Source organism: Caulobacter sp. SRI_014 (assembly GCF_057586315.1).
Window position 1 is genome coordinate 128,600 of record NZ_JBYCZQ010000002.1, and the last position, 18,325, is coordinate 146,924.

Below are 18,325 nucleotides of genomic sequence, written 5' to 3' on the forward strand. Positions count from 1 at the left end.
GCCTATCACCCCTCCGCGCGGCGCCTAGCGGGCTTCGGCGAGTGCGCTCTCTTCCACAACCCTGACCACGTCGCCCATGATCTCGGTGAGCTTGAAGTCCTTGGGGGTGTAGACCCGGCGCACGCCCATCTGTTTCAGGATCAGCTCATCCTCCGGCGGGATGATGCCGCCGACGACGACGGGGATGTCGCCGAGGCCCTCGGCCCGCATCAGCCGGACGACCTCCTGCACCAGGTCGAGGTGCGAGCCCGAGAGGATGGAGAGGCCGACGACGTGGGCGTTGGAGGCGCGGGCGCTGCGCACGATCTCTTCCGGCGTCGATCGGATGCCGTCATAGACCACGTCCATGCCGACGGCGCGGGCGCGGGTGGCGATCTGTTCGGCGCCGTTGCTGTGGCCGTCGAGGCCCGGCTTGCCGATCAGGTAGGTCAGGGGCCGGCCGAGCACGACCGAGACGCGGGCGACCTCGGCCTTGACCGCCTCGATGTCTTCAGCCTCGCCGGTCGAGACCGTCATGGCCACGCCGGTGGGTCCCCGGTATTCGCCGAACACCTCGCGCAGGGCGAAGCTCCATTCGCCGGTGGTGACCCCGGCCCGGGCGGCGGCGATGGAGGCCTCCATCACATTGCGGCCTTCGGCGGCGGCTTCCTTCAGTGTACGGAGCGCCTCGTCGGCGGCCTGATCGCGCTCGGCCCGCCAGGCTTTCAGCTTGCCGACGACCTCGGCCTCGAGGCGCGGATCGACGGTTTCGATGGAGCCCTCGCCGGCCGACAGCGGGCTCTCCTCGGTGTCGGTCCAGCGGTTGACGCCGACCACGGTCATGTCGCCGGTCTCGATACCCCGGAAGCGCATCGCGTTCGATTTGACCAGCTGTTCCTTCATGTAGCCGATGGCCGCAGAGGCGCCGCCCATGGCGTCGATCCTCGCCAGTTCGGCGAGGGCGCCGCCCTTCAACTCATTGACCTTGGCCTCGACGACATAGCTGCCGGCGAACAGGTCCTCGTATTCGAGCAGGTCGGTCTCGTAGGCCAGCACCTGCTGCATGCGCAGAGACCATTGTTGGTCCCAGGGACGCGGCAGGCCCAGCGCCTCGTTCCAGGCGGGCAGTTGCAGGGCGCGGCAGCGGGCATCCTTGCTGAGGGTGACGGCCAGAGCCTCGAGCAGGATGCGGTAGGGATTGTTCTCGGGCTGCTGTTCGGTGAGGCCCAGGCTGTTGACCTGCACCCCGTAGCGGAAACGGCGGGCCTTGGGGTCCTGGACACCGTAGCGGTCCTTCAGGATCTCGTCCCACAGCTGGGTGAAGCTGCGCATCTTGCACAGCTCGGTGACGAAGCGGACGCCGGCGTTGACGAAGAAGCTGATCCGCGAGGCGACGATCTCGAAGTCGGCTTCCGGCACCTGGCCGCCGGCCCGCACCGTGTCGAGCACCGAGATGGCGGTGGCCAGGGCATAGGCCAGCTCCTGCTCCGGCGTCGCACCGGCCTCCTGCAGGTGGTAGCTGCAGACGTTGATCGGGTTCCACTTCGGCGTTTCGCGATAGCACCAGGCCACCATGTCGCCGATGAGCTTGAGGCTCGGCTCGGGCGGGAAGATGTAGGTGCCGCGCGACAGGTATTCCTTGATCAGGTCGTTCTGGGTGGTGCCCTGCAGCTTGCCTCGGTCCGCGCCCTGCTCGTCGGCCAGCGCCACATACATGGCCAGCAGCCAGGCGGCCGGGGCATTGATGGTCATCGAGGTGTTCATGCGGCCCAGCGGGATCGCCTCGAACAGGGTGCGCATGTCGCCCAGATGGCCGACGGGCACGCCCACCTTGCCCACCTCGCCCCGCGCCAGGATGTGGTCGGCGTCATAGCCCGTCTGGGTCGGAAGATCGAAGGCCACCGACAGGCCGGTCTGCCCGGCGGCCAGGTTCTTCCGGTACAGGGCGTTCGACTTGGCCGCCGTCGAGTGGCCCGCATAGGTGCGGAAGATCCACGGGGCGTCGGGGGCGTGCTGGAAAGGCGTCTGGCTCATCGGGGCCGGATCATGAGCGCCGGCTTTGTGCGGCGCAACATTTTTGCCGTGTCATGCCCCAGCAATCGCGCGGGCCTCGACCTCCTCATCGAAATCAATGTGCAGCGCCAATACGGCGCCGCGGGCGCGCAGGCCGCGTACGAGGATCGATGCCAGCTCGAGATATTCCTCCAGTCCGGCCTCTTCCGCGGCCGGCTCGATGTAGATGCTCACCTGTCCGGCAAACACCGAGCCAAAAGTCCCCTCGACATCAACCCCCAGTTCGAAATTCCCGACACTGACATCTTTTCCGGCTCGAACCGCGAACAGGTCCGCGATCACCTCATAGACCTCTCCCAAAGTCAGCCCGCCTTCCTCGATGTAGATTCGGCCGCCTGCGTCGATCATCGCCGGCCGAACTCCGGCGTCCGTTTGGCGGCGAAGGCCTGCAGGGCCGCCTGATGATCCTCGCTGTGGAACAGGGCCGCGAGTTCGGCGCGTTCGTCGAAGGGGCGGCCGACGACGCGTTTGACGGCCTCGACCGACAGTGGCGCTCGGCTGGCGATGCGGTCGGCGAGGGCCAGGGCGTCCTTGACCACGCTCCTGTGCAGGCCGGTGACCAGGCCCCGGATCAGGGCGGTCTCGGCGTCGACCGGGGCGCCGGTCAGCAGCATGGCCTTGGCCGGGCCTTCGCCGATCAGGCGGGGCAGGCGCCTGACCGAGGCCATCAGGCCGACGTTGACCCCCGAGGCGGTGAAGATGGCGTCCGGGCTGGAGAGTCGGATGTCGCAGGCCAGGGCCAGCTCCAGACCGCCGCCGAGGCAGAAGCCGTTTATGGCGGCGATGACCGGCGCGCGGGCCGCCTCGACGCGGTTCATCAGGGCGTTGAAGTGGTGGATGGCCTCGAGCCCGGCGTCGCCCCGGCCCGCCGCCTCGATCAGATCGTCGCCGGCGCAGAAGGCCTGGCCCCGGCCGGTCAGGACGGTGCAGCGCACGGCCAGGTCGGCGTCGGCGGCGTCGAGGGCGGCGGCGAGCTCGGCCCGGGCGGCCATACCCAGCGCATTGACCGGCGGTTGATCCAGTTCGAGCAGCAGGACAGCGGGCGAGGGCCTTGAAACGTGCAGGGTCATGGCGTCCATCCATGCGGTCCGGCGCGGGTCCTGTAAATCCGGGCTGGTCCAAAGTCCCTCACCGCCCTAGATGCCAAGGCTTCCGGAGACGTTCATGGCCGACCTTGCCGTCTACTACGAGCACCCTGAGTGGTTTCGCCCGCTGTTCGCGGCTCTGGACCGGCGCGGCCTCGACTGGACCGCCATCCCGATCCAGGACCATGTCTTCGATCCCGGCGACCTCTCCGCTCCGGCCCCGGTGATCCTCAACCGCCTGGCGATGAGCAGTTTCCTGCGCCAGGACGAGCACGCCCTGTTCTACAGCCAGGCGGTGCTGGCCCACTGGGAACTGGCCGGCGCCCGCGTCATCAACGGCGCCGCCGCCATGGCCATCGACACCAACAAGGCCCGCCAGCTTTCCCTGTTCAACAAACTGGGCCTGGCCATTCCCAGGACCCGCGCCGTCCACCGCCAGGAAGACATCGTCCGCGTCGCCTCCGACTTCGACTTCCCGCTGATCGTCAAACCCAACATCGGCGGCTCGGGCAGCGGGGTGACCCGATATGACAGCCTTGAGGAGCTGGCTTCCTTTGCCGGGACCCTGCCGGTCGGCGTCGATGGCGTCACCCTGGTGCAGGACTATGTGCCGGCCGACAGCGCCCGGGTGATCCGCTGCGAGATCCTGGCCGGGCGGTTCCTCTACGCCATCGCCCTGAACGGCGCCGGTTCGACCTTCGACCTCTGCCCGGCCGACGTCTGCATGGTCGACAAGCCATCGATCACCATCGAGGCCTACACACCGCCGGCCGACATCATTGCCGCCGTCGAGGCCGTGGCGGCGGCCGGTCACCTCGATATCTGCGGCGTTGAGTACATGATCGACGAGCGCGATGGCCAGGCGCGGTTCTACGACATCAACGCCCTGTCCAACTTCGTCGCCGACCCGATCAATGTGCTGGGCTATGACCCGCATGAGAACCTCGTCGACTTCCTGCTCGCCGAGATCGCCAGTCAGAAGGTGGATGCGGCATGAGGTACGGCTTCTGGGCTCCCGTTTTCGGCGGCTGGCTGCGCAATGTGCCCGACGAGGGCATGAGCGCGACCTGGGACTACATGAGCCGCCTGTGCCGGCGGGCCGAGGAGATCGGCTACGACCTGACCCTGGTCGCCGAGCTGAACCTCAACGACATCAAGGGAACCGACCAGCCGGCCCTCGACGCCTGGTCGACGGCGGCGGCGCTGGCGGCGGTGACCTCGAAGCTGGAACTGATGGTGGCGGTGCGGCCGAACTTCCACCACCCGGCCCTGTTCGCCAAACAGGCGGCCAACATCGACAACATCAGCGGCGGCCGGCTGGCGCTCAACGTCGTCTCTTCCTGGTGGGCGGAAGAAGCCAAAAGCTACGGGCTGCAGTTCGACCAGCATGACGACCGCTACGCCCGCACCACCGAATGGCTGACCGTGGTCGATGGCCTGTGGAGCCAGACGCCGTTCACCCACCATGGCGAACGCTACCAGCTGGAAAACGCCATCTGTGAGCCCAAGCCCGTGTCGCGGCCCCGGCCGGTGATCTATGCCGGCGGCGAATCGGAGGCGGCCAAGACCCTGATCGCCCGCCACTGCGACGCCTATGTCATGCACGGCGACGCGCCCGAAGACATCGCCCCGAAGATCGCCGACATGAAGGCCCGCCGCGAAGCGATGAGCCTGCCCCCCATGCAGTACGGCATGGCCGCCTACGCCATCGTCCGCGACACCGAGGAAGAGGCGCTGGCCGAGCAGGCGCGGATCACGACGCTTGATCCCCAGGCGCCGGGCTTCGCCAACTTCGACCAGTGGATCGCCGGCACCGAGCTGGAGCGGGAGCTGAAGATCCAGGAGTACAGCGTTTCCAACCGCGGCCTGAGGCCCGGGCTGGTCGGGACACCGGCGCAGGTCAAGGCGCGGGTCGCCGAGTTCGAGGCGGCGGGGCTGGACCTGCTGCTGCTCCAGATGAGCCCGCAGCTCGAGGAGATGGAGCGGTTCTCGGCGGCGGTCATTCAGTAGAAGGCCTTTGCTGCGGCGCACAAGAATCTGCTTGCCAGCTTTTCGGCGGCGCCACACGATCCCCCGATCAAGATTGCACGGCGGGCCTCATCGGAACGGACGGGGCGCTGCCGCATTGCAGCAGGAACGCCACGGGGACCCGCCGATGACCACCGAAACCCTCGACAAGACCGAGCTGAAGGACCTGTACGAGATCGGCGAGATCCCGCCGCTGGGTCACGTGCCGTCAAAGATGTACGCCTGGGCCATCCGCAAGGAGCGGCATGGCTCGCCGTCGAGCGCGATGCAGGTCGAGGTGGTCCCGACCTGGGAGATCGGCGAGGACGAGGTTCTGGTTCTCGTGATGGCCGCCGGGGTCAACTACAACGGCGTCTGGGCCGCCCTCGGCACCCCGGTCAGCCCCTTCGACGGCCACAAGAATGCGATCCACGTCGCCGGGTCGGACGCCTCCGGCATCGTCTACAAGATCGGCGCCAAGGTGAAGCGCTGGAAGGTCGGCGACGAAGTGGTCGTCCATTGTAACCAGGACGATGGCGACGACGAGGAATGCAACGGCGGCGACCCGATGTTCTCCTCCAGCCAGCGCATCTGGGGCTACGAGACCCCGGACGGCAGTTTCGCCCAGTTCTGCCGGGTGCAGTCGCGCCAGCTGATGCCGCGCCCACGTCACCTGACCTGGGAAGAGAGCGCCTGCTACACCCTGACCCTCGCCACCGCCTACCGCATGCTGTTCGGCCACAAGCCGCATGAGCTGAAGCCCGGCCAGAACGTCCTGGTCTGGGGCGCCTCGGGCGGCCTCGGCGTCTTCGCCACCCAGCTGGCCGCCGTCGCAGGCGCAAACGCCATCGGCGTCGTCTCCAGCGAGGACAAGGTCGACTACGTGCTCAGCCAGGGCGCCAAGGCGGTTCTGAACCGCAACGACTTCAACTGCTGGGGGCAGCTGCCGACGGTCAACGGTCCCGAGTTCGACGACTACATGAAGGAAAGCCGCAAGTTCGGTAAGGCGATCTGGAACATCACCGGCAAGCGCGACGTCGACATGGTGTTCGAGCATCCCGGCGAAGCGACCTTCCCGGTGTCGGTCTTCCTGGTGAAGCGGGGCGGCATGGTGGTGATCTGCGCCGGCACCACCGGCTACAACCTGACCATGGACGCCCGCTTCCTGTGGATGCGCCAGAAGCGAGTCCAGGGCAGCCACTTCGCCAACCTGGCCCAGGCCAGCGCCGCCAACCAGCTGGTCATCGACCGCCGCGTCGACCCGGCCCTGTCGGAGGTGTTCACCTGGGACGCCATCCCCGATGCGCACGAGAAGATGCTGGCCAACAAGCACCCGCCCGGCAACATGGCCGTACTGGTCTGCGCCCAGAAGCCGGGCCTGCGGACCTTCGAGGAAGTGCAGGAGCTGAGCGCGCCGCTGTAGGCGTTAAGCCTTCTTCCCCCACACCGTCAGCGACAGCGCCGCCAGGCCGGCGACGGCGACGATCGGCACGGTGGCCATCACCACGTCGCCGCTGGTCGCCCCGCCGGTCAGCAGCGTCCCGGCCACCAGCGGGCCGAACACCGAGCCGAGGCGCCCGGCCGAGACCGCCGCCCCGACGCCGACGCCGCGCACCTTCTCGCCATAGTGCTGCGGCGCCAGGGCGTAGAGGCCGAACTGGCCGGCCATGATCAGGAAGCCGGCGGCGAAGCCGAACAGGGCCAGGGCCGGGGCTCCGGTCAATCCCGACAGGACGATCAGCACCAGCATCAGCAGCAGGAAGATGCCGAGGAAGGGCCGCCTGGCCCCCATCCGGTCAATGGCCCAGCCGGCGAACAGCCCGCCCAGCGCGCCGCCGATGTTGAACAGGGTCATGATCCCGGCCGTATCCTTGGGCGCGACGCCGCGCTGGCCCAGCAGGATCGGCAGCCAGTTGAGGAACAGGTGCAGCACCAGGGCGATGGCCGCGAAGCTGAGCCAGAGGGAGACGGTGGTCGCCACCCGCTCGCGGCCGAACAGGGCATGCAGGGAATCACCGCTCAGGACGTCGTCGGCCGACTTGGCCTTGGTTTCCGGCAGCAGGAAGTACAGCAGAACGGCGAGGGCGATGGGCGCCGCCCCGCCGACGATGAAGATCAGCCGCCAATCGGCCTGGGCTGCGTCCGTGCGCGCCAGCAAGCCGACCAGAGCGCCGCCCAGCGGCATGCCGGCGGTGACCAGGCCAACGGTCAGGGCCTTGCGCTTCTCCCCCGCCAGCTCCGAGGACATGGCCAGCAGCATCGGCATGGCCCCGCCCAGACCCACCCCGCAGAGGAAGCGGATCAGCAGCAGCCCATCGAGATTGGGCGCCCAGGCCGTCGCCAGGCTGAACAGGCCGTAGACCAGCACCGAGGCCAGCAGGACCGGCTTGCGGCCCAGCCGGTCGGCGAAGGGGCCGGCCATCAGGGCGCCGATGAACAGGCCGAACGGACTGGCGCTGAACGCCGTCCCCGCCTGCGCCGGTGACAGCCCCATGTCGGGAACCATCTTCGGCGCCGCCACCCCCATGGAGGCGATGTCGAACCCCTCCAGCATGGCCGCCAGCAGGCAGAGGCCAATGGCGATCCAGGGCGTGGTTGATTTGGTCATGAACGGTCTCCCCGGCGGGCAGACTGGCGCCCCGCCTATCGAAGCGGCAACCCATTATATCGCGGCCGCCCGACCCACAGAAAAGGCGAGGTCCCGGAGGGGTGGCAAAAAGCGCGCGAAATCCCTTGCGCTGTAGGCTTTTCGGTTGGTCCGACCGGCGTGAATGCAGGGCGGGGCGTAGGTCAGGGCGTTGGCCGGAACGCGGGGTTTGTGGGTCGATCTGTGTCCGCGGTGGAGACGCCGTGAGGCGCCCGATCCGCCGCTCGCCTTTTGCGTCGATGAATTTTACCCAGGCATAATTGTCCGGATGGCCGCTGCGCACGGATTTGCCGTGATCACGATCGCCCTGCCCGCTGACCCCGGCGATTGGCCGAAACTCTGTCCGGACAGGTTTTCGCCGCCGTCCGGACAGGGGTTTGCTGGCGTTGGGACGAGGCGGCGGCTGTGGTGACGGGGCAACCCGGAGCCCCCCGTGACAGATACCCCTGAAACCCCCAGGCCGACCCTTCTGGCCGACGCGCTCGACATCCTGCGCACCGTGGCCATCGCCCTCGGCCTGGCCCTCGTGTTCCGCATCGTCGCCTGGCAGCCCTACACCATCCCCTCCTCGTCGATGGAGCCGGGGCTGGTGACCGGTGACTACATCGTGGTCTCCAAGTTCGCCTATGGCTGGAGCCGGGCCTCCCTTCCCTTCGCGCCGCCGCTGTTCGAGGGGCGGGTGCTGGGCAAGGGGCCGCAGCGCGGCGAGGTGGTGGTGTTCCGGGATCGGCTGGACCAGGGCAAGACCCTGATCAAACGGGTCGTCGGCCTGCCCGGCGACCGGGTGCGGGTCACGGGCGGTGTGGTCAGCGTCAACGGCGTGGCGATCCCGCGCACGAACCTGGGGCCGGCGGCGGACAAGGACGACCCGGACGTCCATCCGCTGCGCTTCGACGAGCGCCTGCCGGAGGGGCGGACCTACGCCACCTTCGATCGCGGCCCGGGGGCGCCGGGCGATGACACCGGGGTCCATATCGTGCCCGAAGGCAGCTACTTCATGATGGGCGACAACCGCGACAACTCGCTCGACAGCCGTTGGCCGCCGGCGGCAGGCGGGGTCGGGTTCGTGGCGGCGCAGGACATCGTCGGCCGGGCGGACCTGGTGCTGGCCTCGTGGAACCCCGGCGCGGGCCTTCTCAAGCCCTGGACCTGGCTGGACCTGCAGTGGGACCGGTTCTTCAAGCCGATCCGCTGAGGATCAAGCCTGCGCGCCCTTGTGGAACTCAGCTGGGCTCAGCACCCCGTCGTGGTTGGCGTCGCAGGCGTCGAAGGCGCGGCGTTGCAGTTGACGGGTCAGGGCCGGATCGGCCCTAAACTTCAGCCCACCGGCTTCGACACGCACCGGGGCGGCGGCGAACTCGCGGAAGGCCAGGGATCCGTTGCGGTCCTTGTCGAGGCTGGCGAAGCTGGGGCCCGCGACGGCGGCCGCGAGAGACGGCAGGGCGCCGGCGCCGACCCCGAGCAACACGGCCGCCCCGGCGATGGCGCGGACACGGCGTCCCCAGACGGGGGCCGCCCTGGCGGTCAGCCGGGCGTCGATATCGGCGCGCAGGGCCTCGCTGGCGGTGACGCCGTCGCGGCGGCAGCGGTCCATGAAGGCGGTCTTGGTCTCGTAGGGGAGACGGATTTCGAGGGTTTCGCTCTTCTTGGGGGCGCGGGTCATTTGCAGGGCCTCAGCAATGTTCCGGCGATAGAAGGGCCGAAACCTGCGCACCTCAAGTGAACTTGTGGTAAGGGCGGCGCCTTCTCTCTGCCGCCCTTTGCCGACATAAGCCGAACCATGAAGTTTCTCGACCAGTGCAAGATCTATATCCGCTCCGGCAACGGCGGCGGCGGCGCTGTGTCGTTCCGGCGCGAGAAGTACATCGAGTACGGCGGTCCGGACGGCGGTGACGGCGGGCGCGGCGGCGATGTCTGGGCGGTGGCGGTCGAGGGACTGAACACCCTGATCGACTATCGCTACCAGCAGCATTTCAAGGCCGACACCGGCATCCACGGCATGGGCCGCAACCGCCACGGCGCGGCCGGCGAGGACGTCATCCTGAAGGTCCCCGTGGGCACCCAGATCCTCGAAGAGGACAAGGAAACCCTGATCGCCGACATGGACGAGGCGGGCATGCGCGTCCTGCTGGCCAAGGGCGGCAACGGCGGCTGGGGCAACGACCGCTTCAAGGGCCCGATCAACCAGGCGCCGACCCACGCCAACCCCGGCCAGGAGGGCGAGGAGAAGACCATCTGGCTTCGCCTCAAGCTGATCGCCGACGCCGGTCTCGTCGGCCTGCCCAACGCCGGCAAGTCGACCTTCCTCGCCGCCGCAAGCGCGGCAAGACCGAAGATCGCCGACTATCCCTTCACCACCCTGGCCCCGAACCTGGGCATGGTCGATCTGTCGGTCGGCGAGCGCTTTGTGCTGGCCGACATCCCGGGACTGATCGAAGGGGCCTCGGAAGGCCAGGGGCTGGGCACCCGCTTCCTCGGCCACGTCGAGCGCACGGCCGTGCTGATCCATCTGGTCGACATCACCCAGGACGACATCGTCGGCGCCTGGAAGACGGTGCGCACCGAGCTGGAGGCCTATGGCGAGGGCCTGGGCGAGCGCAACGAGATCGTCGCCCTGTCGAAGATCGACGCGGTGGACGCCGAGACCGCCCAGTGGCGTGTCGATGAGTTCCGCGAGGCGACGGGGATCACCCCGCGCCTGGTGTCGGGCGTCTCCGGCCAGCATGTGCGAGAGATCCTGCGCGACTGCTGGCGGATGGTGCGGCGTGAGCGCGGTGAAATCTTCGAGGAAGACGAAGCCGATACGCTGGCCGACGACGCACCCTGGTCCCCCGTCTAGCGTATAGAGTCCAGCGTTCTGGGAGTTTGCCGATGATCGCCTTTGCCCTGTCCCTGATGCTGCTCGCCGCCCAGGCGGCTCCCGCCGCCACGCCTGCGCCGGCCGCGACGCCGCCAGCCGCGACGCCCCCAGCCGCGACGCCGCCCGGGGCGCCGGTGACGACAGCCCCGCCGGCGGCGACTCCGCCCGCCAAGGCGCCGCCGCCCTCCGCAAAGCTGGAAGAGACGATGGTGGCGATGAAGGGCAAGCCCAAGACCGCCTTCACGGCCAAGCTCGGCCCCGCCGCCGCCGTGCGGCCGGCCAGCGACGGCGAGGTGCTGATCTGGTCGGTCAAGATCCAGGGGGCCACGGTCTGCGGCGCCAACGCGGCCGGCGCGCTGGTCTGCGGCCGTCAGGGCGACGGCGAATGCCAGGTGGTCGCCGCCTTCAGCAAGGCCGACGCCATGACCGTCTGGCGCAACACCGGCATCGGGGCGGCCTGCGACAGGGCCGCCGAAATGCTGGTCGCCCCGGCCGTGGCGCCGCCGCCCAAGGACTACGACAAGCCCAAGAAGATGGGCTGAGGCTGTGCTGGCGGGGGCCAAGCGCATTGTCGTCAAGGTCGGTTCGGCGCTGGTCGCCGACGCCGCCAGCGGCGATGCCGACCGCGCCTGGCTGAGCGCCTTCGCGGCCGACGCGGCGCGGGCGATGCAGGATGGCGCCCAGCTGCTGGTGGTTTCCTCGGGCGCCGTGGCGCTGGGCCGACGGCGCCTCGGGCTGACCCGCAAGGCCCTGACCCTGCCCGAGAAGCAGGCGGCGGCGGCGGCCGGCCAGTCGCTGCTGATGCGGGCCTGGGAAGAGGCCTTCGAACCGCATGGCCGGGCCGTGGCCCAACTATTGATGACCCGCGATGACACCGAGGTGCGGCGCCGCTGGCTCAACGCCCGGGCGACGACCGAGACCCTGCTGGCTCTGGGCGCCGTGCCGGTGGTCAACGAGAACGACACCGTCGTCACCGAGGAAATCCGCTACGGTGACAACGACCGCCTGGCCGCCCGCGTGGCGCAGATGATCGGGGCTGACCGGCTGGTGCTGCTGAGCGACATCGACGGCCTCTACACCGCCGACCCGCGCCGCGACCCGACGGCCAAGCGGCTGGAGCGGATCGACACCCTGACGCCGGAGATCATCGCCATGGCCGGCGGGGCCAACGCCGGTGCGGGCGTCGGCACCGGCGGCATGGCCACCAAGCTGGCGGCGGCGAAGATCGCCCAGGGCGCGGGCTGCGCGACCATCATCACACTGGGCCGGCGGGACCGGCCATTGGGCGCGCTGGGCGAGGGCGCGGCGGCGACGATCATCGAGGCCGGGACGACCCCCGCCGCCGCCTACAAGAGCTGGATCGCCGGCAGCCTCAGCCCGACCGGGACGCTGGTGGTGGATGCCGGCGCGGCCAGGGCGCTGATGTCCGGCAAGAGCCTGCTGGCCGCCGGCGTGCGCCGCGTCGAAGGCCGGTTCGGCAAGGGCGACGCCGTGCTGATCGTCGGCGAGGACGGGGCGGAGATCGGGCGGGGACTGTCGCGGTACGATGCGGTGGACGCCGAACAGATCGCGGGGCTGCGCTCGGACGCCATCGAGGCTGTGATCGGCTACACCGCCGGACCGATGGTGCATGCGGATGATCTGGTGAAGGGGTGAAACCCTCCCTCCCCTTTACGGGGAGGGAGGGCGCGAAGCCCTTCAAGGCTACCGCTCGTCCTCCTTCGCCGCTTCCATCTCGTCCTCGGCGCGGCCGCTGACGTCCCAGCCTTCCTCGCCGCCCGGCCTCATGCGCGCCAGGTCGGCGGCCAGCAGGCGTTCCGTCGTCTGGGCGGCGTCTCGGCTGGCCAGGATGTAGGCCTCCTCCTGGCCCCACATGGGACGCAGCTCCTCGAAGGCGCGCAGATCGTGGGCGCGGAAGTAGTCGGCGGCGCGGTGGGCGCGGTGGGCGCGGAAGCCCAGGGACCGCAAGGCGGTGATCCCCAGATGCAGGGCGCCCTCGAAGGTCTCGCGCTCAATGGCGTCGGCGCCGTTGGCCAGCAGGTCGTAGGCGTGGCGGCGGTCAAAGGCGCGGGCGAGAATGATCAGGTTGGGGAAGGCCTGGCGGGCCTTTTCGACCAGTTCGCTGGTCTTTTCCTTGTCGTCCAGGGCGACGACCAGCATCCTGGCCCGCTCGGCGCCGGCGGCGCGCAAAAGGTCCAGGCGGGTGGCGTCGCCGTAGTGCACGCGGCGGCCGAAACGGCGCAGGACCTCGATCTGTTCGATGTCGCTGTCGAGCACCACCGACTTGAAGCCGTTGGCCTGCAGCAGGCGGCCGGTGATCTGACCAAATCGGCCGAAGCCGGCGATGATGATGTCGGGCTCGGCTTCGTCGAACTCGGGATCGTCCGGTTTCACATCGGGGATGGCGGCGTCCATCATCGCCGAGACCTTCTCGTAGACGATCATCGCCAGGGGTGTGAGGGCCATGGAGACGGCGACGGCGGCGGTCAGCAGGGCGGCCAGATCGGCCCCGATGACGCCGGCCCCGACGGTGAAGGTCAACAACACGAAGGCGAATTCGCCACCCTGCGCGAGCGCGGTGGCGACGGCGGCGGCGGCCCGGCCGGTGGCCCCGCCGATCAGGGCCAGGCCGAACATCACCGCGAACTTCAGGGTCATCAGGCCGAGCACGATGCCGACCAGGACCAGGGGCTGGGAGAGAATGATCTCGAAGTTGATGCCGGCCCCGACGGTGATGAAGAACAGGCCGAGCAGCAGGCCCCGGAAGGGCTCGATGTCGGTCTCCAGCTCGCGGCGATATTCGCTCTCGGCCAGGACGACGCCGGCCAGGAAGGCCCCCAGCGCGGGGGAGAGGCCGACCATCTGCATGAGGACCGCGACGGCCACGACGATCAGCAGGGCGGTGGCGGTGAAGATCTCGCGCAGGCGGGTCTGGGCGATGAAGCGGAAGATGGGCTGGACCACATAGCGGCCACCGCCGACCACGGCCGCGACGGCCGCGAGGACAGCGACGGTCTGCAGCCAGCCGGGCAGGTCGGCGATCAGGCTGCCGCCGCCATGGCCGCCCCCCTCTCCCGCAGTTTGGGCGGCGTGGGCGGTCTGGGCGATGAGCTGGGCCGGCGCCTCGGCCAGCAGGGGCAGCAGGGCGAACAGCGGGATGATGGCCAGGTCCTGCAGCAGCAGCACCCCGAAAGCGGCGCGGCCGACCGGGCCTTGCCGCAGGCCCTTCTCGTCGAGGGTCTGCAGGACGATGGCCGTGGAGGACATGGCCAGCACCAGGCCGACGGCCAGCGCCGTCTTCCAGTTCAGCCCGAAGGCGAGGGAAAAGCCGGCGATGGCCAGAGCGGTAACCAGCACCTGGGCCCCGCCAAGGCCGAAGATGGTCTTGCGCATCGACCACAGCAGGGCCGGGCGGACCTCCAGCCCGATCACGAACAGCAGGATGACGACGCCGAACTCGGCGAACTTCATGACGTCTTCCTGCTCGCCGACCAGCGACAGGGCGAAGGGGCCGACGATGATGCCGGCGATCAGGTAGCCGAGCACGGAACCGAGGCCGAGGCGCTTGGCGATCGGGGCGGCGACGACGCCGGCGGTCAGATAGACCAGAGCCTGGAGGAGGAGGTTCTCGGTCATCGCACCAACCCTCTCCCTTCCCCCTCGAGGGGGGAAGGGTCGGGGATGGGGGTGTACCCACTGAGCGTCGGGGTGACCTCAACAGGGCGCCGGCGCCACACGCGCGCTTCCGGATGCCGCGAGCGAACACCCCCACCCAACCCTCCCCCCTCGAGGGGGAGGGCTTTGAATTCGCCGATCAAGACTCTGCCTCCACCTTTTCACCGACCAGGCCGGCGAGTCTGGCCCTGTAGCGTTGCGACTCCGCCTCCAGCGCGGCGGCGTCCTTGATGCGCGCCCCGTGGACCACGAACGGCGTCTCCCACTGCATCTGGCAGAGGTCGGCGGTCTGTTCCAGCGGGCGCAGGAACTCCTCCATGGTGAAGTGATTGTAGCCGAGCTTGTGATAGGCCGAGGTCGGGCCGCCGGTGGTCGTGGCCACGAACAGCTTCTTGCCCTTCAGCTTGTCGCCGCCCTTGCCGTAGGCGAAGCCGTGCAACCAGACGAGATCGAACCACTCCTTCATCAGCGCCGGCATGGCGTACCAGTAGAAGGGAAACTGCAGGGCGATGACGTCGTGCTCCTTGAGCTTCTTCTTCTCGCCGGGGACATCGATGACGAAGTCGGGGAAGGCCTCGTAGAGGTCGTGGCGGGTGACGCCTTCAAGACCCTCCGACGCGGTCCACAGCAGGTTGTTGGCGCGGCTCTTTTCGAGGGCGGGATGGGCCATCACCAGAAGGACCCGACTGTCGCGTTTGGCGTTGCTCATGATAGATGTCCCCACGTCATCCGCATTTAATTCACCAACGGTTGAATTTCGAGCCGTCCTGCGCCAAAGGACGCCGATACACCAGATTCCGGAGCGATCATGGCCGACAAGGTCCGCAAGGACGCCGCCGCAGCCCTCGAAGGGGTATTGTTCGACGGCATGACCATCATGGCGGGGGGCTTCGGCCTCTGCGGCATTCCTGAGAACCTCATCGCGGCGATCCGCGAGACGGGGGTGAAGGACCTGACCGTCGTCTCCAACAACTGCGGGGTCGACGGCTTCGGCCTGGGCATCCTGCTGGAGAACCGGCAGATCAAGAAGATGGTGAGCAGCTACGTCGGTGAGAACAAGCTGTTCGAACAACTTTATCTCAGCGGCGAACTGGAGCTCGAATTCAATCCGCAAGGGACCCTGGCCGAACGCATCCGTGCCGGCGGCGCGGGCATTCCCGCCTTCTTCACCAAGACCGGTGTCGGCACCCTGGTGGCCGAGGGCAAGGAAGTGCGGACCTTCGACGGCGAGGAGTATGTGATGGAGACGGGGCTGAAGGCCGACCTCTCCATCGTCAAGGCCTGGAAGGCCGACCGCGAAGGCAACCTGATCTATCGGAAGACCGCGCGGAACTTCAATCCGATGATGGCGACGGCGGGCAAGGTCTGCCTCGTCGAGGTCGAGGAGATCGTCGAGATCGGCGAGCTCGACAAGGACAACATCCACACCCCCGGCATCTACGTCGATCGCGTGTTCAAGGGCGCGGTGTTCGAAAAACGAATCGAGCGGGTGACGACGCGCGCCAAGGAGACTGTGTAATGCCCTGGACCCGCGACGAAACCGCCGCCCGCGCCGCCCGTGAGCTGCAGGATGGCTTCTATGTGAACCTCGGCATCGGCATTCCGACGCTGGTGGCCAACTACATCCCGGACGGGATGCATGTGACCCTGCAGAGCGAGAACGGCATGCTGGGCATGGGCCCCTTCCCCTGGGAGGGCGAGGCCGACGCCGACCTGATCAACGCCGGCAAGCAGACGATCACCGAGCTGGCCAGCAGCAGCTATTTCAGCAGCGCCGACAGCTTCGCCATGATCCGCGGCGGGCATATCGATCTCTCCATCCTCGGCGCCATGCAGGTGGCGGCCAATGGCGACCTGGCCAACTGGATGGTGCCCGGCAAGATGGTCAAGGGCATGGGCGGGGCCATGGACCTGGTGGCCGGGGTCAAGCGCGTCGTGGTGGTCATGGACCATTGCGAGAAGACCGGCGCCCCGAAGCTGCTGAAGGAATGCACCCTGCCGCTGACCGGCAAGAAGGTGGTCGACACCCTGATCACGGACCTGGGGGTGTTCTCCATCGGTCGTGGCGCGGGCGTGAAGCTGCTGGAACTGGCGCCGGGCGTGACCCTCGACGAGGTCAGGGCCAAGACCGAGGCCGAGTTCGAGGTGGCGCTGTAGAAGAAACTTCACCCGGCTGACGCGGGGTGAATCTGGTCAAAGCCGCTTTGCCGTGATGGCCTTCCCGCAAAACACGGGAGGACATCATGGATCTCAGCAACGCTTCGGCGCTCGTCACCGGCGGGGCCGGCGGTTTCGGCAGCGCCACGGTGCGGCGCCTGGCCCAGCGCGGGGCGCGTGTGGTCATCGCCGATGTGCACGCCGAGCGGGGTGAAGCCCTGGCGGCCGAGGTCGGCAATGGCGCGGTCTACGTCCACACCGACATCATGAGCGAGGACAGCATCGCCGAGGCCGTGGCCAAGGCGGTGTCGCTGGCGCCCCTGCGGGCGGCGGTGGTGGTGCATGGCGGCCCGCCGGCGCCGGGCTCGACCGGTCCGGCGCGGACGGTGAACCGAGAGGGCAAGCGCCTGCCGCTGTTCCAGTTCGCCCACACGGTGAACGTCTACCTCAACAGCGCCTTCGCGGTGACCAGCCAGGCGGCGGAGGCCATGGCCGCCAACGAGCCGCTGGAGTCCAACCAGCGCGGCGTCGTCATCAACACCGCCTCCATCGCCGGCTACGAGGGCCAGCCGGGCCAGGCGGCCTATTCGGCGGCCAAGGGCGGCATCATCGGCATGACCCTGACCGTGGCGCGGGATCTCGCCCCACTGGGCATCCGGGCCGTGGCGATTGCGCCGGGCACCTTCCTGACGCTGGCCTATTCCTCGCGGATGACCGACGAGCAGGCCCAGGCCCACTGGGGCCCGATGGTGCCCAATCCCAAGCGGATGGGCGATCCGGACGAGTACGGCATCCTGGCCGGCCACATCTGCGACAACGACTTCCTGAACGGCACCACCATCCGGCTGGACGGGGCGCAGCGGTTCTAGACGTGGGGTTTCAGGCGGGCGCGAGCACCCGTCCCGGCATCACCGCCGCGTGGCGCAGGGCGATGACCTCGCCGACGACGGCGATGGCGATCTCCCAGGGCGACTTGCCGCCGAGATCGAGGCCGATGGGCGCGCGCAGGCGCTGTAGCTGGCTTTCGGTGATCCCCGCGGCGCGCAGTCGTTCCAGCCGTTCGGCCAGCCGACGGCGGGCGCCGAGCAGGCCGACGTAGGGGGCCTCGGACGGCAGGGCGGTGGTCAGGGCCGCGTGGTCAATGTCCATGTCGTGGCCGCAGACGGCGACGGCGGTCCAGGCGTCCAGCCCGAGGGACAGCAGCGCCTCGCCCGGCTCTTCCCGACGGTAGGCGACATTGGCCAGCGGGCAGGCGATGGGGCCGCGCGGGCGGATCAGGGTGGTCTCGAAGCCGGACTGGGCGCCGAGGGTAGCGGCGGCCAGGGCCGTGGGGTCGGCGCCGAGGACGATCAACTTCCACACCGGCTCGTAGGTCAGGGTCAGGCCGCCGGGGGTCGTGAAGTCGGCCGGGCGGCGCGCGTCCATGGCGGCGAGGACGGCGGCGACCTGGGCGTCGTCGGGCAGGAGGCGTTGAAGTTCGATCTCGATCCTTGCGCCGCAGAGCAGGCGGATGTCGGGCCAGGGACTGCCTTCGCCATAAACCAGGCGGCGCGGTTCGCCGTCGGCCAGGCAGGCGGCGGCATGCAGGGCGACATCGCCTTCGACGCAACCGCCGCTCAGGAAGCCACTGACGAAATCGCGGCCGAAGACCATCTGGGCCCCGACCGGGCGCGGGCCGCCGCCGCCAAGGGCGACGATGGTGGCCAGCACGGCAGGCTCGCCGGCCTGGCGCAGCTGGCGCAGAGCGGGCCTCTGGTCGTCGGCGAGGCCGTAGGTCGGCCAATCCGGCAGAGAGGGGGCGGGAAGCGTCTGGGTCACGGCCCACATTAACCCCAGCGAAAC

At 68.8% G+C, this 18,325-nt stretch carries 18 protein-coding genes; 10 read left to right on the plus strand and 8 right to left on the minus strand.

Features of this window, described 5'->3' with window-relative positions:
• Window positions 1-24 precede the first annotated feature (24 nt).
• Genes AC2YG9_RS06035 through AC2YG9_RS06045 form a run of 3 tightly spaced genes read right to left on the minus strand, consistent with a single transcriptional unit; the run spans window position 25 to window position 3,122 of the window.
• Window positions 25-2,013, minus strand: coding sequence for a methylmalonyl-CoA mutase family protein (locus AC2YG9_RS06035; protein WP_487297043.1), 1,989 nt, complete (start codon window positions 2,011-2,013; stop codon window positions 25-27).
• A gap of 51 nt (window positions 2,014-2,064) precedes the next feature.
• Complete coding sequence (locus AC2YG9_RS06040) at window positions 2,065-2,400, minus strand: hypothetical protein (protein ID WP_487297044.1); 336 nt, start codon at window positions 2,398-2,400, stop codon at window positions 2,065-2,067.
• Window positions 2,397-3,122: an enoyl-CoA hydratase/isomerase family protein gene (locus AC2YG9_RS06045; protein WP_487297045.1), complete on the minus strand. Its 726-nt coding sequence runs from the start codon at window positions 3,120-3,122 to the stop codon at window positions 2,397-2,399. The genes AC2YG9_RS06040 and AC2YG9_RS06045 overlap by 4 nt, the downstream gene beginning before the upstream one ends.
• Before the next feature lie 94 nt (window positions 3,123-3,216).
• Here AC2YG9_RS06045 and AC2YG9_RS06050 point away from each other — a divergent pair, with 94 nt between their 5' ends.
• The 3 genes from AC2YG9_RS06050 (at window position 3,217) to ccrA (ending at window position 6,567) form a co-directional block, all read left to right on the plus strand.
• Window positions 3,217-4,134 (plus strand): ATP-grasp domain-containing protein, encoded by a 918-nt coding sequence (locus AC2YG9_RS06050; RefSeq protein WP_487297046.1) that lies wholly within the window; start codon window positions 3,217-3,219, stop codon window positions 4,132-4,134.
• Window positions 4,131-5,147 (plus strand): LLM class flavin-dependent oxidoreductase, encoded by a 1,017-nt coding sequence (locus AC2YG9_RS06055; RefSeq protein ID WP_487297047.1) that lies wholly within the window; start codon window positions 4,131-4,133, stop codon window positions 5,145-5,147. The genes AC2YG9_RS06050 and AC2YG9_RS06055 overlap by 4 nt, the downstream gene beginning before the upstream one ends.
• A 145-nt stretch (window positions 5,148-5,292) precedes the next feature.
• Entirely contained in the window at window positions 5,293-6,567 is a 1,275-nt protein-coding gene (ccrA, locus tag AC2YG9_RS06060) for a crotonyl-CoA carboxylase/reductase (RefSeq protein WP_487297048.1), read from the plus strand.
• Between the two features lie 3 nt (window positions 6,568-6,570).
• Here ccrA and AC2YG9_RS06065 read toward each other — a convergent pair whose 3' ends face one another.
• On the minus strand, window positions 6,571-7,752 hold the full coding sequence (locus AC2YG9_RS06065; RefSeq protein ID WP_487297049.1) for an MFS transporter: 1,182 nt from the start codon (window positions 7,750-7,752) through the stop codon (window positions 6,571-6,573).
• 472 nt (window positions 7,753-8,224) lie between these two features.
• Between AC2YG9_RS06065 and lepB the strand changes: the two genes are divergently transcribed.
• Complete coding sequence (gene lepB / locus AC2YG9_RS06070) at window positions 8,225-8,986, plus strand: signal peptidase I (protein WP_487297050.1); 762 nt, start codon at window positions 8,225-8,227, stop codon at window positions 8,984-8,986.
• Window positions 8,987-8,989: 3 nt separating this feature from the next.
• Here the strand turns inward: lepB and AC2YG9_RS06075 are convergent, their stop codons facing one another.
• A complete protein-coding gene (locus AC2YG9_RS06075) occupies window positions 8,990-9,454 on the minus strand; it encodes an EF-hand domain-containing protein (protein ID WP_487297051.1) in 465 nt (154 codons plus the stop codon).
• A 117-nt stretch (window positions 9,455-9,571) separates the two neighbouring features.
• Here AC2YG9_RS06075 and obgE point away from each other — a divergent pair, with 117 nt between their 5' ends.
• From obgE to proB, 3 genes are read left to right on the plus strand one after another with little or no spacing between them, the layout of a single operon-like run.
• The gene (gene obgE / locus AC2YG9_RS06080) at window positions 9,572-10,630 is read left to right on the plus strand and encodes a GTPase ObgE (protein WP_487297052.1); all 1,059 of its coding nucleotides are present in this window, start codon (window positions 9,572-9,574) and stop codon (window positions 10,628-10,630) included.
• A gap of 32 nt (window positions 10,631-10,662) precedes the next feature.
• Entirely contained in the window at window positions 10,663-11,193 is a 531-nt protein-coding gene (locus AC2YG9_RS06085; RefSeq protein ID WP_487297053.1) for a hypothetical protein, read from the plus strand.
• A 4-nt stretch (window positions 11,194-11,197) separates the two neighbouring features.
• Window positions 11,198-12,307 (plus strand): glutamate 5-kinase, encoded by a 1,110-nt coding sequence (gene proB, locus AC2YG9_RS06090; protein WP_487297054.1) that lies wholly within the window; start codon window positions 11,198-11,200, stop codon window positions 12,305-12,307.
• 48 nt (window positions 12,308-12,355) lie between these two features.
• Here proB and AC2YG9_RS06095 read toward each other — a convergent pair whose 3' ends face one another.
• Both AC2YG9_RS06095 and AC2YG9_RS06100 read right to left on the minus strand, forming a co-directional pair.
• Window positions 12,356-14,287: a monovalent cation:proton antiporter-2 (CPA2) family protein gene (locus tag AC2YG9_RS06095; RefSeq protein ID WP_487297055.1), complete on the minus strand. Its 1,932-nt coding sequence runs from the start codon at window positions 14,285-14,287 to the stop codon at window positions 12,356-12,358.
• A gap of 178 nt (window positions 14,288-14,465) precedes the next feature.
• The gene (locus AC2YG9_RS06100) at window positions 14,466-15,035 is read right to left on the minus strand and encodes an NAD(P)H-dependent oxidoreductase (protein ID WP_487297056.1); all 570 of its coding nucleotides are present in this window, start codon (window positions 15,033-15,035) and stop codon (window positions 14,466-14,468) included.
• 99 nt (window positions 15,036-15,134) lie between these two features.
• Here AC2YG9_RS06100 and AC2YG9_RS06105 point away from each other — a divergent pair, with 99 nt between their 5' ends.
• The 3 genes from AC2YG9_RS06105 (at window position 15,135) to AC2YG9_RS06115 (ending at window position 17,352) form a co-directional block, all read left to right on the plus strand.
• Window positions 15,135-15,845: a CoA transferase subunit A gene (locus tag AC2YG9_RS06105; RefSeq protein WP_487297057.1), complete on the plus strand. Its 711-nt coding sequence runs from the start codon at window positions 15,135-15,137 to the stop codon at window positions 15,843-15,845.
• Window positions 15,845-16,483 carry a 3-oxoacid CoA-transferase subunit B gene (locus AC2YG9_RS06110; protein WP_487297058.1) on the plus strand — a complete coding sequence of 213 codons (639 nt, stop codon included), beginning with the start codon at window positions 15,845-15,847 and terminating at the stop codon, window positions 16,481-16,483. Before AC2YG9_RS06105 ends, AC2YG9_RS06110 begins: the two co-directional genes overlap by 1 nt.
• An 86-nt stretch (window positions 16,484-16,569) precedes the next feature.
• A complete protein-coding gene (locus AC2YG9_RS06115) occupies window positions 16,570-17,352 on the plus strand; it encodes an SDR family NAD(P)-dependent oxidoreductase (RefSeq protein WP_487297059.1) in 783 nt (260 codons plus the stop codon).
• Window positions 17,353-17,362: 10 nt separating this feature from the next.
• Here AC2YG9_RS06115 and AC2YG9_RS06120 read toward each other — a convergent pair whose 3' ends face one another.
• Window positions 17,363-18,301, minus strand: a complete 939-nt coding sequence (locus tag AC2YG9_RS06120; protein WP_487297060.1) for an XdhC family protein — start codon at window positions 18,299-18,301, stop codon at window positions 17,363-17,365.
• Window positions 18,302-18,325 lie beyond the last annotated feature (24 nt).